This window comes from Limnochorda sp. LNt (genome assembly GCF_035593265.1).
GTDB lineage: Bacteria > Bacillota > Limnochordia > Limnochordales > Geochordaceae > Geochorda > Geochorda subterranea.
This window is the reverse complement of the sequence record NZ_CP141614.1, coordinates 1,682,500-1,698,487: the sequence shown is the minus strand read 5'-3', so window position 1 is coordinate 1,698,487 and position 15,988 is coordinate 1,682,500. Positions and strand designations below refer to the sequence as shown.

Sequence of the window (15,988 nt, the reverse complement as noted above, 5' to 3'; positions counted from 1 at the left end):
ATAAGCCGACCTGCGCCGGAGACGGGTGAGACGAGGGGTGCTGCGCGGCCCGCGCATCACGGCGGCCTGGGCCCTGGGGACCCTGGCCGCCGACCAGGCGGCCAAGTGGGCCGTCGGGCGGTGGTTGCGGCCGGGCGAGTCGGTCGCGCTGGTAGGGGAGGCGGTGCGCCTCACCCACGTCACCAACCGGGGGGCGGCCTTCGGGCTGATGGAGGGGCGCTACGGTCTCTTCGTGGTGGCGACCCTGGCCGTGGTGGTGCTGGCGGGGGTGCTGGCCGCCCGGATGGGGCCGCGGTCTTCCCGGACCCTGGCGGGGCTGGGGCTGGCCGCAGGCGGTGCCTCGGGCAACCTGGTGGACCGGCTGCGCCACGGGGCCGTGCTGGACTTCATCGACGTGGCCGCGTGGCCGGTCTTCAACCTGGCCGACACCGCCATCGTGGCCGGCGTGGCCCTGCTGCTGTGGCACCTCGCCCGTGAGGCGCCCCCCACGGTGGCGCCGCATCCCGACGGCAGCGAGCGCTGAGGCAGGAGGGGCCCCGTCCAGGCGGGCCGACCGATGGGCATGACGGAGCCAGGAGAGGGATTCGAGGCCGAGCTCAATTTGCGCGTCCCCCCCGACGCCCACGGGGAGCGTGTCGACGCCTACCTGGCCCAATTCACCCAGCTGGGCCCCTCCCGCAGCTACGTGCAACGCCTCATCGCCAGGGGCTACGTGCATGTCAACGGCCGGCCCGTCAAGGCCGCCCACCGCGTCGCCGAGGGCGACGAGGTCTGGGTGCTGGTACCCCCGCCCGAGTCGCCCGCCGACCTCAAGCCCGAGCGCATCCCTCTCGATGTCGTCTACGAGGACGACCACCTCATCGTCATCAACAAGCCCCGGGGGATGGTGGTGCACCCGGCGGCCGGCAACCCGTCGGGCACCCTGGTCAACGCGTTGCTGGCTTACTCGCCCAAGCTCTCCGGCATCGCCGGCGCGATGCGCCCCGGTATCGTCCACCGGCTCGACAAGGATACCACGGGGCTGCTGGTGGTGGCCAAGAGCAACGAGGCCCACCTGGGCCTGACCCGGCAGCTCAAGGAGCACGACGTCCAGCGCATCTACTGGGCCATCGTCCGGGGCCAGCCCGGGGAGCGCGCCGGCATCGTCGATGCCCCCATCGGGCGGCACCCGCACGACCGCCTGCGCATGGCGGTCGTCCCCGATGGCCGTCCCGCCATCACCCACTACACGGTCCTGGAGCGCCTGGGAGGGTACAGCCTGCTCGAGGTGCGCCTCGAGACGGGCCGGACGCACCAGATCCGGGTGCACATGGCCTACATCGGCTATCCCATCGCCGGCGACCCCGTCTACGGCGCCGGCCGAGGCTCCAAGGCCCGAGGGGAGCTCGGGCTGCGCGGACAGGCCCTGCACGCTCGGGAGCTCCGCTTTCGGCATCCGGTCACCGAAGAGCCGATGCAGTTCGTCGCCCCGCTCCCGCAGGACATGGAGGCGGCTCTCGAGGCGCTGCGACAGCAGGTGCCCCCGACGGGCGCCGGCGCCGCCGGCGGGCGGTGAGCCGAGCCGTCGAGCGGGGCGGCCAGAGGAGAGCCACGGAGGAGGCGAGTGGCCCGTGGGTCGAGCGATGCGTGCCAAGGCGGAGATCATGGATGCCCAGGAGATGCGCCGGGCCCTCTCCCGGATGGCCCACGAGATCCTGGAGCAAAACCCCGACCCTGGCTCGCTGGCCTTCATCGGCGTGCACCGCCGCGGCGTGCCCCTGGCGGGCCGGTTGGCCCAGCAGGTGGCCGCCATCGAGGGGCGCCCCGCCCCGCCGGTGGGGGCCCTGGACATCACCCTTTACCGCGACGATCTGACGGCCGTGGGGCCGTTGCCCGTGGTGCGGCGCACCGAGATCGACTTCGACGTCAGCGGCCGCTCGCTCGTGCTCGTCGACGACGTCCTCTACACGGGCCGCACGGTGAGAGCGGCCCTGGACGCCATCATCGACCTCGGCCGGCCCGCACGCATCCAGCTGGCCGTGCTCGTCGACCGGGGCCACCGCGAGCTGCCCATCCGGGCCGACTTCGTCGGCAAGGTGGTGCCGACCGCGCGCCGCGAGCACGTGGAGGTGCGCCTGACCGAGGTGGACGGAGAGGACCGGGTCGTGATCCTGGAGCGCATCGAGGGGGAAGGTGGACGGCCGTGAGAGCCGGCGACCGAGGCGAGGCGCGCAGCACGTGGCCCAGGCACCTGCTGGGGCTGGCCGATCTGGGCCCGGACGCCATCGAGCAGATCCTCGAGACGGCCGACGCGATGCGTCAGGTCTTCGACCGTCCGGTCAAGAAGTTTCCCACGCTCAGGGGCCGCGTCGTCGTCAACCTCTTCTACGAGCCCTCCACCCGCACCCGCACCAGCTTCGAACTGGCCGCCAAGGCGCTCAGCGCCGACGTGGTCAACGTGGCCGTGGCCCAGTCCAGCGTGGTCAAGGGCGAAAGCCTCGTCGACACGGCACGGACCTACCAGGCCCTGGGCACGGACTACCTGGTGGTGCGCCACGCCTCGGCGGGCGTCCCCCACCTGCTGGCGCGCACGGTGCAGGTGCGGGTGCTCAATGCCGGCGACGGCGCGCACGAGCACCCCACCCAGGGGCTGCTGGACCTCTACACCATCCGGCGCCGCAAGGGCCGCATCTCGGGGCTCAACGTGCTCATCGTGGGCGACGTGCTGCACTCCCGGGTCGCTCGCTCCGACATCTGGGGGCTGCGCAAGCTGGGTGCCCACGTGGCCGTAGCAGGGCCGTCCACGCTGATGCCCGTGGGCCTGGAGACCCTGGGCGTCCGGCGCTTCGACCGGTTGGACGAGGCCCTGGAGTGGGCCGAGGTGATCAACGTGCTGCGCATCCAGCGGGAGCGGATGCAGCGGGGCTACCTGCCCAGCCTGCGCGAGTACCGCCTGCGGTGGGGCCTGACCGACGAGCGCCTGCGACGGCTGCCGGAGGACGTGCTCATCATGCATCCGGGGCCGGCCAACGTGGGCGTCGAGATCGACGAGGCGGTGCTGGTCGATGGCCGGAGCGCGGTGGCCGAGCAGGTGACCAACGGTGTGGCGGTGCGGATGGCGGTGCTGTACCTGATGGCGGGGCGGGAGGGCGAGGCGGGATGAGGCTGCTGATTCGCGGAGGACGGGTCATCGATCCGGCTTCGGGCATCGATGACGAGCTCGACGTGCTGGTGGAGGACGGCCGTATCCGGCGCCTGGCCGCCCCGATCCGCGAGGGGGCCGATCAGGTTGTGGAGGCCCGGGGGGCCTGGGTGATCCCCGGGGCCATCGACATCCACGTGCACCTGCGCGAGCCCGGCCAGGAGCACAAGGAGCGCATCGAGACCGGCACACGGGCGGCGGCGGCCGGGGGCATCACGGCCGTGGCCTGCATGCCCAACACCAACCCCGCCGTCGACACGGCCGCCATCGTCTCGCACGTCCAGGCCATCGCCAGGGCACGGGGCCTCGTGAGGGTCCACGTCATCGGCGCGCTGACCAAGGGGCGGCAGGGGCAGGAGCTGGCCGAGATGGGCGAGATGGCCGAGGCCGGCGCGGTGGCCTTCTCCGACGATGGCGACACGGTCATGGACGCCGCCCTGATGCGGAGTGCCCTGCTCTACGCCGCCCAGCTCGGCCGGCCGGTGGTCGTGCACTGCGTCGACGCGAGCCTGGCCCGCGGCGGGGTCATGCGCGAAGGGCCCGTCGCGACCCGGCTCGGCTTGCCGGGCATCCCCCCTGAGGCCGAGAGCGTCATCGTGGCCCGCGACATCGCCCTGGCCCGTGCGGCGGGGGCTCGCCTGCACGTGGCACACGTCAGCACCGCCCAGTCGGTGCGGCTCGTGGCCGAGGCCAAGGCGTCGGGAGCGGCGGTGACGGCGGAGGTGACGCCGCACCACCTCTTCCTCACCGACGAGGCGCTGACCGGCTACGACTCGTCGGCCAAGGTCAACCCGCCCCTGGGCACCGAGGAGGACCGCCAGGCGTTGCGGCGGGCGCTGGCCGAGGGGATCGTGGACGTGGTGGCCTCCGACCACGCGCCCCACGCCCCCGAGGAGAAGGAGGCGGAGCTCGACCAGGCACCGTTCGGCGCGGTGGGCCTGGAGACCATGCTTGCCCTCGTGCTGGGCCATCTGGTGCGCGAGGGCGTGCTGACACCGATGCGAGCCGTCGCCACGGTCACGTCGGGCCCGGCGGCGGTGCTGGGGCTGCCCGGCGGGCGACTGGCCGAGGGGGCGGTGGCCGACGTCACCCTCTTCGACCCCGCGGCGCGCTGGGAGGTGGACCCGGCGCGCCTGCACTCCATCGGCAAGAACACGCCGTTCGCCGGCTGGCGGCTGGAGGGGCGCCCGGTCGCCACCGTGGTCGGCGGGCGCGTGGTGATGCTGGAGGGCGAGCTGCTCGATGGCCGAGGGTGACGGACGCCGGCACTTCGGGGACCGGCTGGCCGAGGCCGTTCGGGCCCGCCGCTCGTGCCTGGTCATCGGTTACGACCCCGACCTGGACCGCCTCCCGCCCCCGGTGGTGGAGCCGCTGCGGCGCCGGCTGGCGGGCCTGGGGGAGACGGAGGCCCTCCGGCTCGCGGCGGAGGTGGTCGAGCAGGTCGGCCGCACGCTGGTGGAGGCGTGCGCCCCCCATGCGGTGGGGGTCAAGTTCCAGTTCGCGTTCTTCCTCGCCCTGGGCCCGTGGGGCCTGGGGGCGTTGCGTCGCCTGATCGTGCACGCGCAGGGCCTGGGGCTCGTCGTCATCGCCGATGCCAAGCCCGGCGACATCGCCAGCACTTCGACCGCCTACGCCCGTGCGCTCATCGGCACCACGCCGCTGGCCGGGATCTCCGAGGCGACCGTGCTGGGGGCCGACGCCTGCACCTTCAACCCCTACCTGGGGCCCGACTCGGCGGAGCCGTTCCTGGCGTGGGTCGACGGCGCGGGGCGGGGGCTCTTCGCCCTGGTGCACACCTCCAACCCCGGTGCGACGGCGCTGCAGGAGTTGCGCCTGCAAGACGGCCGGCAGGTAGCGGAGGCGGTGGCAGATGTCGTAAACTCGTGGGCAATGAGTCGCCGGGGAGCGAGCGGCTATGCCTCCGTGGGTGCCGTGGTGGGCGCCACCTACCCCGAGGCCCTCGTCTCGCTGCGCCGCCGACTGCCGGGCGTCTGGCTGCTCTTGCCGGGCGTCGGGGCGCAGGGGGCGTCACCCGAGGCCCTGGCGCCGGCCTTCGACCGGGAGGGGCTCGGCGGGCTGGTCAGCGTCTCGCGCTCCCTGCTGGAGGCGTGGCGCCAGCAGAGCGGGGATCCGCAGGGGTGGGCCGCGGCCGCGGCGGCCGCCGCGAGCCAGCTGCAAGAGGCCCTGGAGCGGGCGCGCACGGCGGCATCCCGGTGAGGACCGGCGGGCCGTCGGGATGGAGGGGGTCGATGGGATGAGAGCGGGACGGGCTCCGGCGTGGCTGGCGCTGGAGGACGGATCCGTCTACGAGGGTGTACGAGTCGGTCGAGACGGCGAGACCAGTGGGGAGGTGGTCTTCACCACCGTCCAGACGGGCTACCAGGAGGTGCTGACGGACCCCTCCTACCGCGGGCAGATCGTCGTCTTCACCCAGCCGCTCATCGGCAACTACGGCACCTCGGCCTGCGACGTGGAGTCGGGTGCGGTGCAGGTGCGCGGCGTCGTCATGAGGGAGCTGGCCGACGACCCTCAGGCGCTGCCGCCCGGCGTCGGCTCGCTGGAGGCCTGGTTGACGGAGCACGGGGTCGTGGGCATCGCCGGCGTCGACACCCGTTCGCTGGTGCGACGCCTGCGTGCGCGAGGCACGATGCGAGGCTTCCTGACGAGCCGCCCCATCGAGCGGTCGGAGCTGGTGGAGCGGTCCCGTCGGGTGCCGGAGCTCGGCGAGCAGTCGCTGATCGAGGAGGTCAGCCCCGCGGCCCCCTACCACCTGGGGGAGGGAGCCGGGCCTCACGTGGTGGTGCTGGACCTGGGCGTCAAGCGCCACATCCTGCTCAACCTCGTCGAGCGCGGCTGCCGGGTGACGGTGGTGCCGTCTCACTTCACGGCCCAGCAGATCCTGGCGTTGCGTCCGCAGGGCGTGGTCATCTCCAACGGGCCGGGCGATCCCGCCGCGGCGCGTCAGCCCATCGCGACGGTCCGGGGGCTGCTGGGGCAGGTGCCCCTCTTTGGCATCTGCCTCGGTCACCAGTTGCTGGGCCTGGCCATGGGAGCCCGCACCTACCGCATGAAGTTCGGGCACCGAGGCGGCAACCACCCCGTGCAGGAGGTCAAGACCGGACGCGTCTACATCACGACGCACAACCACGGTTACGCCCTCGACGAGTCGAGCCTGCCCCCGGAGCTGATCGTGACGCACCGCAGCCTCAACGACGGCACCGTCGAGGGGATGCGCCACCGAGACCTGCCGGCCTGGTCGGTGCAGTTCCACCCCGAGGCGACCCCGGGGCCCCGGGAGAACGTCCACCTCTTCGACGCCTTCGTGGCGACGGTGGGGGCGCACTCGGGCGCGGGGCCGGGGGCGGCGGGGAGCCACCGTGGGGGCTGAGGGGGTCGGGTCCACGCCGGACGAGGGGGCCGGGCCGCCCCGAATGGCGCTGGTGCGGGCGCTGGTGGTTCGGCTCGAGCGGTTGGCCGAGGCCGTCGTGCGGCTCGACTTCGAGGCGCCGGAGCTGGTGGGCGCGCAGCCGGGGCAGTTCGTCCATGTGCTGTGCCGGGAGGGGACGTCCTCCGGGCCGCTGCTGCGGCGCCCCTACAGCCTGGCCGGCGTCGACGCCCGGCAGGGCGTCGCGTCCATCGTCGTCAAGGCCGTCGGGGTCGGCAGCCGCTGGCTCGCCGCCCGTCGGCCCGGCGACGTGCTGGACGTGCTGGGGCCCCTGGGGCGGGGCTTCTCGATAGGGGTACCCGGGCCGACACCGGGGACGGTACTGCTGGTGGGCGGCGGCACGGGCCTGGCCCCGCTGCTCTTCCTGGCCCAGCGGCTGGCGGCACGGGGGACGGGCCCCGAGGTGACGGTGGTGGCGGGCTTCCGCAGCCGGGCCGACGTCATCCTGGAGGCGGCGCTCGAGGCGACCGGCGCCCGTCTGGTGGTGGCCACCGAGGACGGCAGCGCGGGTCGTCGGGGCACGGCGGCGCATGTGGCCCAGACGCTGTGGCAGGAGGCCTCCCGGGTCTACGCGTGCGGGCCATGGGGGCTGCTGCAGGCGGTCGAGCGGCTGCGGCGAGCGGATCCCAGGCCGGTCGAGGTCGCCGTCGACACCGTGATGGGGTGCGGCGCCGGGGTCTGCCTGTCGTGCGTGGTGCCCTGGCGGCGTCGCGAGGGGTATCGGGTGACGGGTTGGGCGAGGGCGTGCGTCGAGGGGCCGGTCTTCGACGCCGCGGACCTGATCTGGGAGGGGTGTCCGGGCGCCGGTGCGTGACGATCTGGCGATCCAGCTGGGGCCGCTGCGGCTGCGCAACCCCTTGGTGATGGCCTCGGGGACCTTCGGCTTCGGGCTCGACTACCGGGGGCTGGTCGAGCCCGACCAGGTGGGAGCCGTCGTCACCAAGGGCCTCAGCCTCCAACCCTGGGTGGGGCATGCACCCCCGCGGCTGGTCGAGAGCCCCTGTGGGGCCATCAACGCCATCGGCCTGGAGAACCCCGGGGTCGACCTCTTCGTCGAGCGGCTGCTGCCGGAGCTGGTGGCAACGGGTGCCACGGTCATCGCCAACGTCGTGGGCAAGACCCAGGAGGAGTACGCCGAGGTGGCCCGCCGGCTCGAGGCCGCCGGTGGGGTGGCGGCGGTCGAGCTCAACATCTCCTGCCCCAACGTCAAGGAGGGCGGGGTCGCCTTCGCCGCCTCGCCCGTCATGGCGGCCAGCGTCGTGCGGGCGGTGCGGGCGGCGTCACGGCTGCCCGTCTTCGTCAAGCTGGCGCCCATGGCGGCCGACCCCGTGGAGGTGGCCCTCGCGTGCGCGGCTGCCGGGGCCGACGGCTTCACCGTGGCCAACACCTATCCGGCCCTCTCCATCGACGTGGAGCGGGGGCAGCCCGCCTTGACCGCCGAGGTGGGCGGCCTCTCCGGCCCCGCCATCCGGCCCCTGTCGGTGCGGTTGACGGCTCGCATCTGGCGGGCGACGGGGCTGCCCATCATCGGCAGCGGGGGCGTGGAGACGGCCCGTGACGCGTTGGAGTACTTGATGGCAGGCGCTCGAGCCGTGGCGGTGGGGACGGCCACCTTCTACCGTCCCACCGCGGCGCTGGAGATCCTGGAGGGCCTGCGCGACTACGTGGCCCGACAGGGGCTGGCCAGCCTCGAGACGCTGGTGGGCAGGGCCGTGGGGCCCCCCGAGGAGACGGCCGCCGACATCGAGGGGCAGGCGGCGGCGTACCTGGAGCGCACGGGCGCGCTGCTGCACGGCCACTTTCGCCTGAGCTCGGGGCTCCACTCCGACCGGTACGTAGAGAAGTTCCGCCTGCTGGAGCGGCCCAGGGTGGCGGAGGCCCTGGTGCGGCTGCTGGCCATCGCCTGCTGGGACCTGCGCCCGGAGGTGGTGGTGGGACCGGCTACCGGCGGCATCCTGCTGGCCTACGAGCTGGCGCGCCAGCTGGGGGTCTCTCGGGCCTTCTTCACCGAGCGGGTCGGGGGTCGGATGGCGCTGCGACGAGGGTTTTCGGTCGCGGCGGGGGAGGCGGTGCTCCTGGTGGAGGACGTCATCACCACGGGCGGCTCCCTGATGGAGACCGCGCAGGCCGTCCAGGCCGCCGGCGGCCGGATCGTGGGTGCCTGCTCCCTCATCGATCGCAGCGGCGGCCGCTTCCGACCGCCCTTTCCGTACCGGACGCTGATCCGACTCGACTTCGAGACGTGGGACCAGGCGGCGTGCCCGTTGTGCTGGCAGGGCGTGCCCATCGCCGAGCCGGGCAGCCGGCGCATCGGGTAGCCGACCTCGACGGGGAGGCGCGACCATGACATCGCCGACGGGCAACGGCGTGCGCCGGGCGCTGATGAGCGTCTCCGACACGCAGGGCCTCGTGGAGCTGGCAGGGACGTTGTCGCAGATGGGGTGGGAGATCTGGGCCACCGACGGCACGGCCGCCCACCTGGAGTCGGGAGGCGTCGCCGTCCGGCGGCTCGCCGAGCTGACCGGGCACGGGACCCTGCTCGGCGGGCGGGTCAAGTCGTTGCATCCCGCCGTCTTCGCCGGGGTGCTGGCGCGAGCCGACGAGGCCGACCTGACGGAGCTGGAGCGGCTGGGGGGCGTGGCCTTCGACTGGGTGGTCGTCAACTTCTATCCCTTCGGGGCCTATGTGGCCCGTGGGGGTGACCGGCCCTGGGACGTGCGGGAGCTGGTGGAGCTCATCGACATCGGCGGGCCGGCCCTGGTGCGCGCGGCCGCCAAAAACCATGAGCGGGTCGCGGTCGTCACGGAGCCCTCGCAGTACGCCACGCTGCTCGACGAGTTGCGCCGATCGCCCTCGGGCAGCCTCAGCCCCGCGACCCGGCGCCGCCTGGCCGTGGCCGCCTTTCGCCTCACGGCGGCCTACGACGCCCTGGTGGCGGCGACCCTGGAGCGGGTCGAGGCGGGCGAGCAAGCGGAGCCCCGGCTGCCCGAGGTGCTCCACCTGGTGGCTGAGCGGTGGCGCCTGGCGCGCTACGGCGAAAACCCCCACCAGAGCGGCGCCATCTACCGCATCCCCTGGTCGGGCCCGTCGGTGCCCTGGGGCAACGTGCTGCAGGGCAAGGAGCTCTCTTACAACAACGTGGCCGATGCCTCGGCGGCCCTGGCGCTGATCGCCGAGCTGGCCGACCGCCCGGCGGCCTGCGCCATCAAACACGGGAGCCCCTGCGGCGCGGCGGTGGCCGATACGGTGGCCCGTGCCTACGAGCGCTGCTACGAGGCCGACCCCGTCTCCATCTTCGGCGGCGTGGTGGCCCTCAGCCGGCCCGTGGACGCGGCGACGGCCCAGCTCATGGAGCGCACCTTCCTCGAGGTGGTCGTGGCGCCCTCCTTCGAGCCCGATGCCCTGGCCATCCTGGCCAAGAAGCCCCGCCTGCGGCTCATCGAGGTGGGGCCCATCGAGGGCAGGGGGCGGGCGCCGGGCTGGCCCACCTGGGAGGTGCGCAGCGTGCCCGGAGGGCTCTTGGTGCAGACGCCCGACGAGCTGGACCTGGTGGAGGAGCAGTTGCGCACCGTCACCCAGACCCCGGTGCCCGACGCCTTGTGGCCCGACCTGCGCTTCGCCTGGCGCGTGGTCAAGCACGCCCGGTCCAACGCGATCGTGGTGGCCAAGGAGGGTCAGACCCTGGGCATCGGCGCAGGCCAGGTCAACCGCATCGACGCGGCACGTCAGGCCATCCAGCGCGCCGGGGCGCGGGCGGCGGGAGCCGTGCTGGCCTCCGATGGCTTCTTCCCCTTCTCGGACGTGGTGGAGCTGGCGGCCGAGCACGGGATCGGGGCCATCATCCAGCCCGGCGGGTCCATGCGGGACCACGAGTCCGTCACGGCCGCGGACCGGGCCGGGCTGCCGATGGTCTTCACCGGGGTGCGCCACTTCCGGCACTGAGGGGGCCCTCCCGGGGGGCCGGCCGCACGGTGACGGTGCGCTCGTGGTCGTAGACGACGAAGCCGGGCGGAGCACCGGGTGGCTTGCGGACGTGCCGGCGACGGGTGTAGTCGACCGGCACCGGCACGCCCGCCTCGCCCTGCGCGCTGTAGCGCGCGGCCAGGGCCGCGGCCTCCTGCAGGGTGACGGGGCCCACCTGGTCGGCCTCGGCCCGCACCACCACGTGCGCGCCGGGCAGGCCCCGGGCATGCAGCCAGAGATGCTCGGGCCGCGCCAGGTGGAAGGTGAGGTGATCGTTGGCCGCCGCGCTCCGCCCCACCAGGATCTCGAGGCCCTCGGAGGACCGGTAGCGGGTGACGGGCATGCCATCGCCGGTGCGGCGAGACGCCTGGCTCCGGGCCCTCGAGGCCGGGCGGCTCCTCTCTCCGGCGCTGGGTGGCCGCCGGTGCCCCGGCTCCTCCGACAGCTGCTCTGTCTCGGCTTCCAGGGTCGCCAGCACGTCGGTGTCGTCGGCTGTCTGCACCAGGACCCGCAGGGTCTGCAGGGCCTCGAGGCGACGACGGCCCTCCTGGAGGGTCGCCTCCAGCGCGGCGACGGCCCGTCGGGCCTTCTGGTAACGGCGGAAGCAGGCGGCCGCGTTTTGAGCGGGCGACCGCGCGGGGTCCAGCTCGATGGTAAGGGGCGGCTCGCCCGTGGGCCGGTCGGCGGGCGGCAGGGTCACCTGCGTCGCCCCCGGCGGCACATCGTGGGGGAAGGTGAGCAGGAGCTCCCCGGCCCGGCGCCAGCGCTCGGCCTCGCCCGCACGCTGCAGGTCCTCCTCCTGTCGCGCGATGCGACGGGCCAGCCGGCGGCACTGCTCCTCGAGCCGCCGGGCCAGGTCACGCCGGCGCGTCTCGACCTGGTCCTGGCAAAGCCGCTTCGCCCACCACGCCCCCACCGCCTCCAGGGTGGGCACCTCCTCCCCCGACGCCGGCCCGCGCGCCGCGGGGCTCGCCGGTGGCGGCGGGGGAGGGGCGTAGGGCCGATGGAGGGCCAGTGCGCGCTGGGGTCCGGGCGCGCGCAGCCAGCCGGCCACCTTTCCATCGACGACCAGGACCACGTTGGCGGTGCGGCCCGTCATCTCCAGGGCCAGGATGGCCTGGGGCTCGGACGCCCGCCGGAAGCGAAGCAGGACCACCCGATCGCCGGGCACGGCCGAGGCGCCGGTCAGGCGGCTGCCCTCCAGGTGCTTGCGCAAGAGCATGCAGAAGGCGGGGGGCTGCAGCGGATTGGGCGGCCGAGCGCCGCTCACCACGCCCAGCGCCAGCCGCCCCGGCGTCGTATCGGCCACCAGGACCCTCTCGCCGCCGGGCCCGTACAGGTGAAAGACCAGCACGCTCGCCTCCGGCTGGTAGATGCGCTGAACCCAGGCCCCGGCGAGGCTCGAGGCGATGGCTTGGGCCAGCTGCGCGAGACGCTGCGGTGTGAGCTGCATGGGCACCCGACCCCCGGCGATTGTACCACGTACCACGGAGGAACCTCCCGGCGAGGGGCGTAAGCCACAGGTATGACGGCGCAAGGGGACGGCCGGGGCGCTCGGGCGAGGCGGGTGAGCCGACGCGGGGCGGGCCTGCTGGCGTTGGTGGTGGTCAGCGCCTGGGCGCTCCTCTGGGTAGGCGTCCGCGCGGCTCCCTCGCCGCCGGCCGGCACGGCCGGGACCCCGTGGCTCGCCTCGGCCCTGGAGGACCTGGCACGAGGGCGGACCGAGTCCGCGATCGGCAAGCTCCGCCTGGCACGATGGAATGCTCCCGACGATCCCGAGGCCCCCATCCTCCTCGCCTGGGTCCACGGGTCCCGCGGCGAGTGGGACCAGGCGGCGGAGCTGGGGGCATCGCTGCCTCTCGAGTCGATGGACCCGTCGAGCCGCCTGGCGGCCCAGGGGCTGCTGGCCATGGCCTACCATGCCACGGGCCGCCTGCCGATGGCGGCCCGAGCCTACGGGGCCCTCCTCGAGCAGGCCCCCGCCGCGGTCCTGGCCCTCGAGGGACTGGGCGAGCTGGCGCTCGCGGCCGCGCGCGACGAGCAGCAGGGCGCGCGGCTGTCGCAGGCATGGCCCGCCTCGCCGGCGCCGGCCTCATCGGAGGCCTGGCGGGCCACCGCCGAGGCGCACCTGCGGGATGCCATCGCAAGAGCCCCCGACCGGGTGGATCTCTACGTCCTGCTGGCCAGCAGCCTCATGGAGTCGGACCGCTGGGACGAGGCGGAGGAGCTGCTGAGGCAGGCCCTGCGGGTGGACTTCCGCGCGGCCCGCGTTCACTTCTCCCTGGGGCAGGTCTACGAGCATCGGGGCGACCGCCAGGCCGCCATCTCGGCCTACCGGCGAGCCCTGGAGGCCGACCCCTCCTTCACCCCCGCCTTGCTTCGCCTCGAGCGACTGGAGCCGAGCCGCTCCGACGGGTGAGCGTCGCCCCGACCGGCGCGCGGGGGCTCACCTCCCCCTCCTGCCCATAGACCTTAAGGGGAGGCAGCAGGACAGCCCCCAATCGCACCGCGGGAGGCTCGACGGGGATGCGACGACGCCGGTTGCAGCGCCAGCCCACCCACGCTGGTGGCGCGGCCGTCGACGGCGGGGAGTCTCTGGCGCTACCGGAGCTGTTGCGGCGCCTGCGCACCGACGCCCACACCGGGCTCGACCCACACGAGGCCAGGGCCCGGCTCCTTCGCGACGGCCCCAACGAGTTGCCAGCGTCCACAGGGGCCGTCGGCTGGCGGCTGCTGTGGGATCAGATCCGCTCGTTCATGACCCTGCTGCTGCTGGGCGCCGGCGCCCTGGCGTGGGGCCTGGGGGAGGTGGCCGACGCCCTGGCCATCCTGGCCATCGTCGTGCTCAACGTCCTGCTGGGCTTCGTGCAGGAACATCGGGCGGAGCAAGCCATCCGGGCCCTCGCCCAGTGGCGGGCCCCAAAGGCGAGGGTCGTGCGAGGCGGCCAGGTGGTCGAGGTGCCGGCAGGAGAGCTGGTCGTGGGGGACCTGCTGCTGGTGGAGGCCGGCGACCGCATCCCCGCGGACGCCCGGTTGCTCGAGGCGTATGCCCTGCAGGTGGAGGAGTCGGCCCTGAGCGGCGAGTCGGCGCCCGTGCCCAAGGTCGTCGTCCCCATGCCCGCGCCGGACGAGACCGGCCCGGGCCGTGCCGGCCACGTACTCTTTGCCGGTACGACGGCGGTGGCGGGCAGCGGACGGGCGGTGGTGATCCGCACCGGAGCCCACAGCGAGCTCGGCCGCATCGCGGCCATGGTCTCCGAGGCGCCCCGTCCCGACAGCCCGCTGCAGCACGCTCTCGACCACCTCGCACGCCGCCTGGTGGCGGTGTGTGTGCTGGCGGTGACGGTGGTCTTCGCCGTCGGGGTGGCCCAGGGCCAGCCCTGGTATGGCATGCTCCTGGTCTCCATCAGCCTGGCCGTGGCGGCCATCCCCGAAGGGCTGCCGGCCGCCATCACGGCGGCCCTGGCCCTGGGAGTCCAGCGGATGAGCCGGCGGCGCGCCGTCGTGCGGCAGCTCAGCGCCATCGAGACCCTGGGCTGCGCCACCGTCATCTGCTCCGACAAGACGGGGACCCTCACCCTCAACGAGATGACCGTCGTGCGCATCGAGGGGCCCTGGGGCGCCGTGGAGATCAGTGGCCAGGGCTTCTCCCCGTCGGGGGGCTTCTTCGCCGACGGCCAGGCCGTCGATCCGCTGGGGCGACCGGTCCTGGCGCGGCTGCTGCGGGCTGGGGTGCTGTGCGGCCACGGGGACGTGGCGCACCGGTCGGGGCGGTGGGTCGCGGTGGGGGATCCGACGGAGGCCGCCCTGGTCTGTGCCGCGCGAAAGGCCGGCCTGGAGCCGTCGCGCTTGCGCGGCCGCTACCGCGTGCTGGCCGAGGCCCCCTTCGAGGCGGGGCGTCGGCGCATGAGCGTGGGCGTGGCGTCGGAGGTGCCGGGAGTGGCCGAGGTGATGGCCAAGGGGGCGCCCGACGCCATCCTGGCCGCCTGCGCCCGCTGGCAGGGAACGGCCGGCGAGCAGCGGATGGGGCGGGCGGAGCGGGCCCGCATCGTCCAGCGAGCCGAGCACCTCGCGGCGGACGGGTTGCGCGTGCTGGCCGTGGCCGCCCGGCGGGCGGCGGTCACGGACCTCCCCGATCCGCGGTCGTCCCCGGAGGTGCTGGCCGCAGCCCTGGAGCGGGATCTGACCTTCCTGGGGCTGGTGGCGCTGCGGGATCCTCCGCGTCCCGACGTGGCGGCGGCCATCGAGCGAGCGCGGAGGGCCCACGTGCGCACCGTGATGGTGACGGGCGATCACCCGGCGACCGCACGGGCGGTCGCGGCGGCCATCGGGCTGGCCCGGGAGGACGAGCCCGTCCTGATCGGACGTGAGATGGAGCGCATGAGCGACGAGGAGCTCGAGGGCCAGCTCGGCCGCTGCCGCCTCTTCGCCCGGGTGCCCCCGGATCAGAAGCGCCGGCTGGTGCAGCTGCTCCGGCAGGAGGGCCACGTGGTGGCGATGACCGGCGACGGGATCAACGACGCACCGGCCCTCAAGGAGGCCGACATCGGGGTGGCCATGGGGATCGCCGGCACGGACGTGGCGCGCCAGGCGGCGTCGCTGGTGCTGTTGGACGACAACTACGCCACCATCGTCGACGCCATCGAGGAGGGGCGGGCCATCTACGACAACATCCGGCGGTTCGTGCGATACCTGCTGGCCTGCAACACCGGCGAGATGCTGACCATGCTGGGCGCCAGCCTGCTGGGGCTGCCGGTGCCGCTGACGGCCTTGCAGATCCTGTGGGTCAACCTGGTGACGGATGGCCTGCCGGCCCTGGCGTTGGGGCTGCTGCCACCGGCCAGGGGCGTGATGCAGCGCCCGCCCCGCTCTCGGCAGGAGGGGCTCCTGGCCCGTGGGGCGGGAGAGGAGATCGTGGCGCAGGGCACGGTCATCGGGATGAGCACCCTCCTCGTCTTCGCCGCCACCCTGGCCCTCGGCGGAAGCCAGGCCCAAGCCAGGACGGCGGCCTTCGCCAGCCTGGTGCTCCTGCAGCTCGTCTACGCCCTCAAGATGGGCTACGACGCCGGGCGCCACGGACTGCCGCCTCCGGTCCTGGCGGGCTCGGTGCTCATCTCGGCGGGGCTGCTGGGAGCCGTCGTCGCCTGGCCGGCGCTACAGCCGCTCTTCGGCACGACCCCTCTGCCCGCGGGCGTATGGGCCCTGGTGGCGGCCGGCTCCGTGGGGGTCGCGGCCATGCAGAGCCTCGGGGACTGGGGAGGTGCCCGTGCCTCCCGGCTCGTGGCGAGGCTCATCCCCGCCCTGTCACGCGGACGGGCGTCGTGATAAGATGGGGCCCGTCGGAGAGGTGACAAGCCTTGGCGCTGCCCTCGCCACGCGAGGTGCCCCCCGCTTGCGCT

Annotated in this window: 13 protein-coding genes; 12 read left to right on the top strand and 1 reads right to left on the bottom strand. The window is 74.1% G+C overall.

Going from position 1 to position 15,988, the window contains the following annotated elements; translation table 11 throughout:
- Positions 1-25 precede the first annotated feature (25 nt).
- The 10 genes from lspA (at position 26) to purH (ending at position 10,568) form a co-directional block, all read left to right on the top strand.
- A complete protein-coding gene (gene lspA / locus VLY81_RS08075; protein ID WP_324667653.1) occupies positions 26-523 on the top strand; it encodes a signal peptidase II in 498 nt (165 codons plus the stop codon).
- Between the two features lie 33 nt (positions 524-556).
- A complete protein-coding gene (locus VLY81_RS08070; protein WP_324667652.1) occupies positions 557-1,555 on the top strand; it encodes an RluA family pseudouridine synthase in 999 nt (332 codons plus the stop codon).
- 67 nt (positions 1,556-1,622) lie between these two features.
- Entirely contained in the window at positions 1,623-2,186 is a 564-nt protein-coding gene (gene pyrR / locus VLY81_RS08065; protein ID WP_405001357.1) for a bifunctional pyr operon transcriptional regulator/uracil phosphoribosyltransferase PyrR, read from the top strand.
- Positions 2,183-3,142, top strand: a complete 960-nt coding sequence (locus tag VLY81_RS08060; RefSeq protein ID WP_324667650.1) for an aspartate carbamoyltransferase catalytic subunit — start codon at positions 2,183-2,185, stop codon at positions 3,140-3,142. The genes pyrR and VLY81_RS08060 overlap by 4 nt, the downstream gene beginning before the upstream one ends.
- Entirely contained in the window at positions 3,139-4,437 is a 1,299-nt protein-coding gene (locus tag VLY81_RS08055) for a dihydroorotase (protein WP_324667649.1), read from the top strand. The genes VLY81_RS08060 and VLY81_RS08055 overlap by 4 nt, the downstream gene beginning before the upstream one ends.
- Positions 4,424-5,398: an orotidine-5'-phosphate decarboxylase gene (gene pyrF, locus VLY81_RS08050; protein ID WP_324667648.1), complete on the top strand. Its 975-nt coding sequence runs from the start codon at positions 4,424-4,426 to the stop codon at positions 5,396-5,398. The genes VLY81_RS08055 and pyrF overlap by 14 nt, the downstream gene beginning before the upstream one ends.
- A gap of 37 nt (positions 5,399-5,435) precedes the next feature.
- The gene (carA, locus tag VLY81_RS08045; RefSeq protein WP_324667647.1) at positions 5,436-6,569 is read left to right on the top strand and encodes a glutamine-hydrolyzing carbamoyl-phosphate synthase small subunit; all 1,134 of its coding nucleotides are present in this window, start codon (positions 5,436-5,438) and stop codon (positions 6,567-6,569) included.
- 43 nt (positions 6,570-6,612) lie between these two features.
- On the top strand, positions 6,613-7,440 hold the full coding sequence (locus VLY81_RS08040) for a dihydroorotate dehydrogenase electron transfer subunit (RefSeq protein WP_324667646.1): 828 nt from the start codon (positions 6,613-6,615) through the stop codon (positions 7,438-7,440).
- On the top strand, positions 7,433-8,944 hold the full coding sequence (locus VLY81_RS08035; RefSeq protein ID WP_324667645.1) for a dihydroorotate dehydrogenase: 1,512 nt from the start codon (positions 7,433-7,435) through the stop codon (positions 8,942-8,944). Before VLY81_RS08040 ends, VLY81_RS08035 begins: the two co-directional genes overlap by 8 nt.
- Before the next feature lie 25 nt (positions 8,945-8,969).
- Positions 8,970-10,568 carry a bifunctional phosphoribosylaminoimidazolecarboxamide formyltransferase/IMP cyclohydrolase gene (purH, locus tag VLY81_RS08030; RefSeq protein WP_324667644.1) on the top strand — a complete coding sequence of 533 codons (1,599 nt, stop codon included), beginning with the start codon at positions 8,970-8,972 and terminating at the stop codon, positions 10,566-10,568.
- On the opposite strand, the gene VLY81_RS08025 is transcribed toward purH, so the two are convergent.
- Entirely contained in the window at positions 10,540-12,042 is a 1,503-nt protein-coding gene (locus VLY81_RS08025; protein WP_324667643.1) for an Rqc2 family fibronectin-binding protein, read from the bottom strand. The genes purH and VLY81_RS08025 overlap by 29 nt on opposite strands.
- Positions 12,043-12,114: 72 nt before the next feature.
- On the opposite strand from VLY81_RS08025, the gene VLY81_RS08020 reads away from it, so the two are divergent.
- Positions 12,115-13,008 carry a tetratricopeptide repeat protein gene (locus tag VLY81_RS08020; RefSeq protein ID WP_324667642.1) on the top strand — a complete coding sequence of 298 codons (894 nt, stop codon included), beginning with the start codon at positions 12,115-12,117 and terminating at the stop codon, positions 13,006-13,008.
- A 107-nt stretch (positions 13,009-13,115) separates the two neighbouring features.
- Positions 13,116-15,914 carry a cation-translocating P-type ATPase gene (locus VLY81_RS08015; protein WP_324667641.1) on the top strand — a complete coding sequence of 933 codons (2,799 nt, stop codon included), beginning with the start codon at positions 13,116-13,118 and terminating at the stop codon, positions 15,912-15,914.
- Positions 15,915-15,988: the final 74 nt, after the last annotated feature.

What these genes read in the sequence shown, in the direction of transcription:
- carA (WP_324667647.1), top strand. Translation starts at nt 5,436, where the DNA reads ATGAGAGCGGGACGGGCTCCGGCGTGGCTGGCGCTGGAGGACGGATCC.
- VLY81_RS08015 (WP_324667641.1), top strand. Translation starts at nt 13,116, where the DNA reads ATGCGACGACGCCGGTTGCAGCGCCAGCCCACCCACGCTGGTGGCGCG.
- VLY81_RS08020 (WP_324667642.1), top strand. Translation starts at nt 12,115, where the DNA reads ATGACGGCGCAAGGGGACGGCCGGGGCGCTCGGGCGAGGCGGGTGAGC.
- purH (WP_324667644.1), top strand. Translation starts at nt 8,970, where the DNA reads ATGACATCGCCGACGGGCAACGGCGTGCGCCGGGCGCTGATGAGCGTC.
- VLY81_RS08025 (WP_324667643.1), bottom strand. Translation starts at nt 12,042, where the DNA reads ATGCAGCTCACACCGCAGCGTCTCGCGCAGCTGGCCCAAGCCATCGCC.
- pyrR (WP_405001357.1), top strand. Translation starts at nt 1,623, where the DNA reads ATGCGTGCCAAGGCGGAGATCATGGATGCCCAGGAGATGCGCCGGGCC.
- VLY81_RS08040 (WP_324667646.1), top strand. Translation starts at nt 6,613, where the DNA reads ATGGCGCTGGTGCGGGCGCTGGTGGTTCGGCTCGAGCGGTTGGCCGAG.
- pyrF (WP_324667648.1), top strand. Translation starts at nt 4,424, where the DNA reads ATGGCCGAGGGTGACGGACGCCGGCACTTCGGGGACCGGCTGGCCGAG.
- VLY81_RS08070 (WP_324667652.1), top strand. Translation starts at nt 557, where the DNA reads ATGGGCATGACGGAGCCAGGAGAGGGATTCGAGGCCGAGCTCAATTTG.
- VLY81_RS08055 (WP_324667649.1), top strand. Translation starts at nt 3,139, where the DNA reads ATGAGGCTGCTGATTCGCGGAGGACGGGTCATCGATCCGGCTTCGGGC.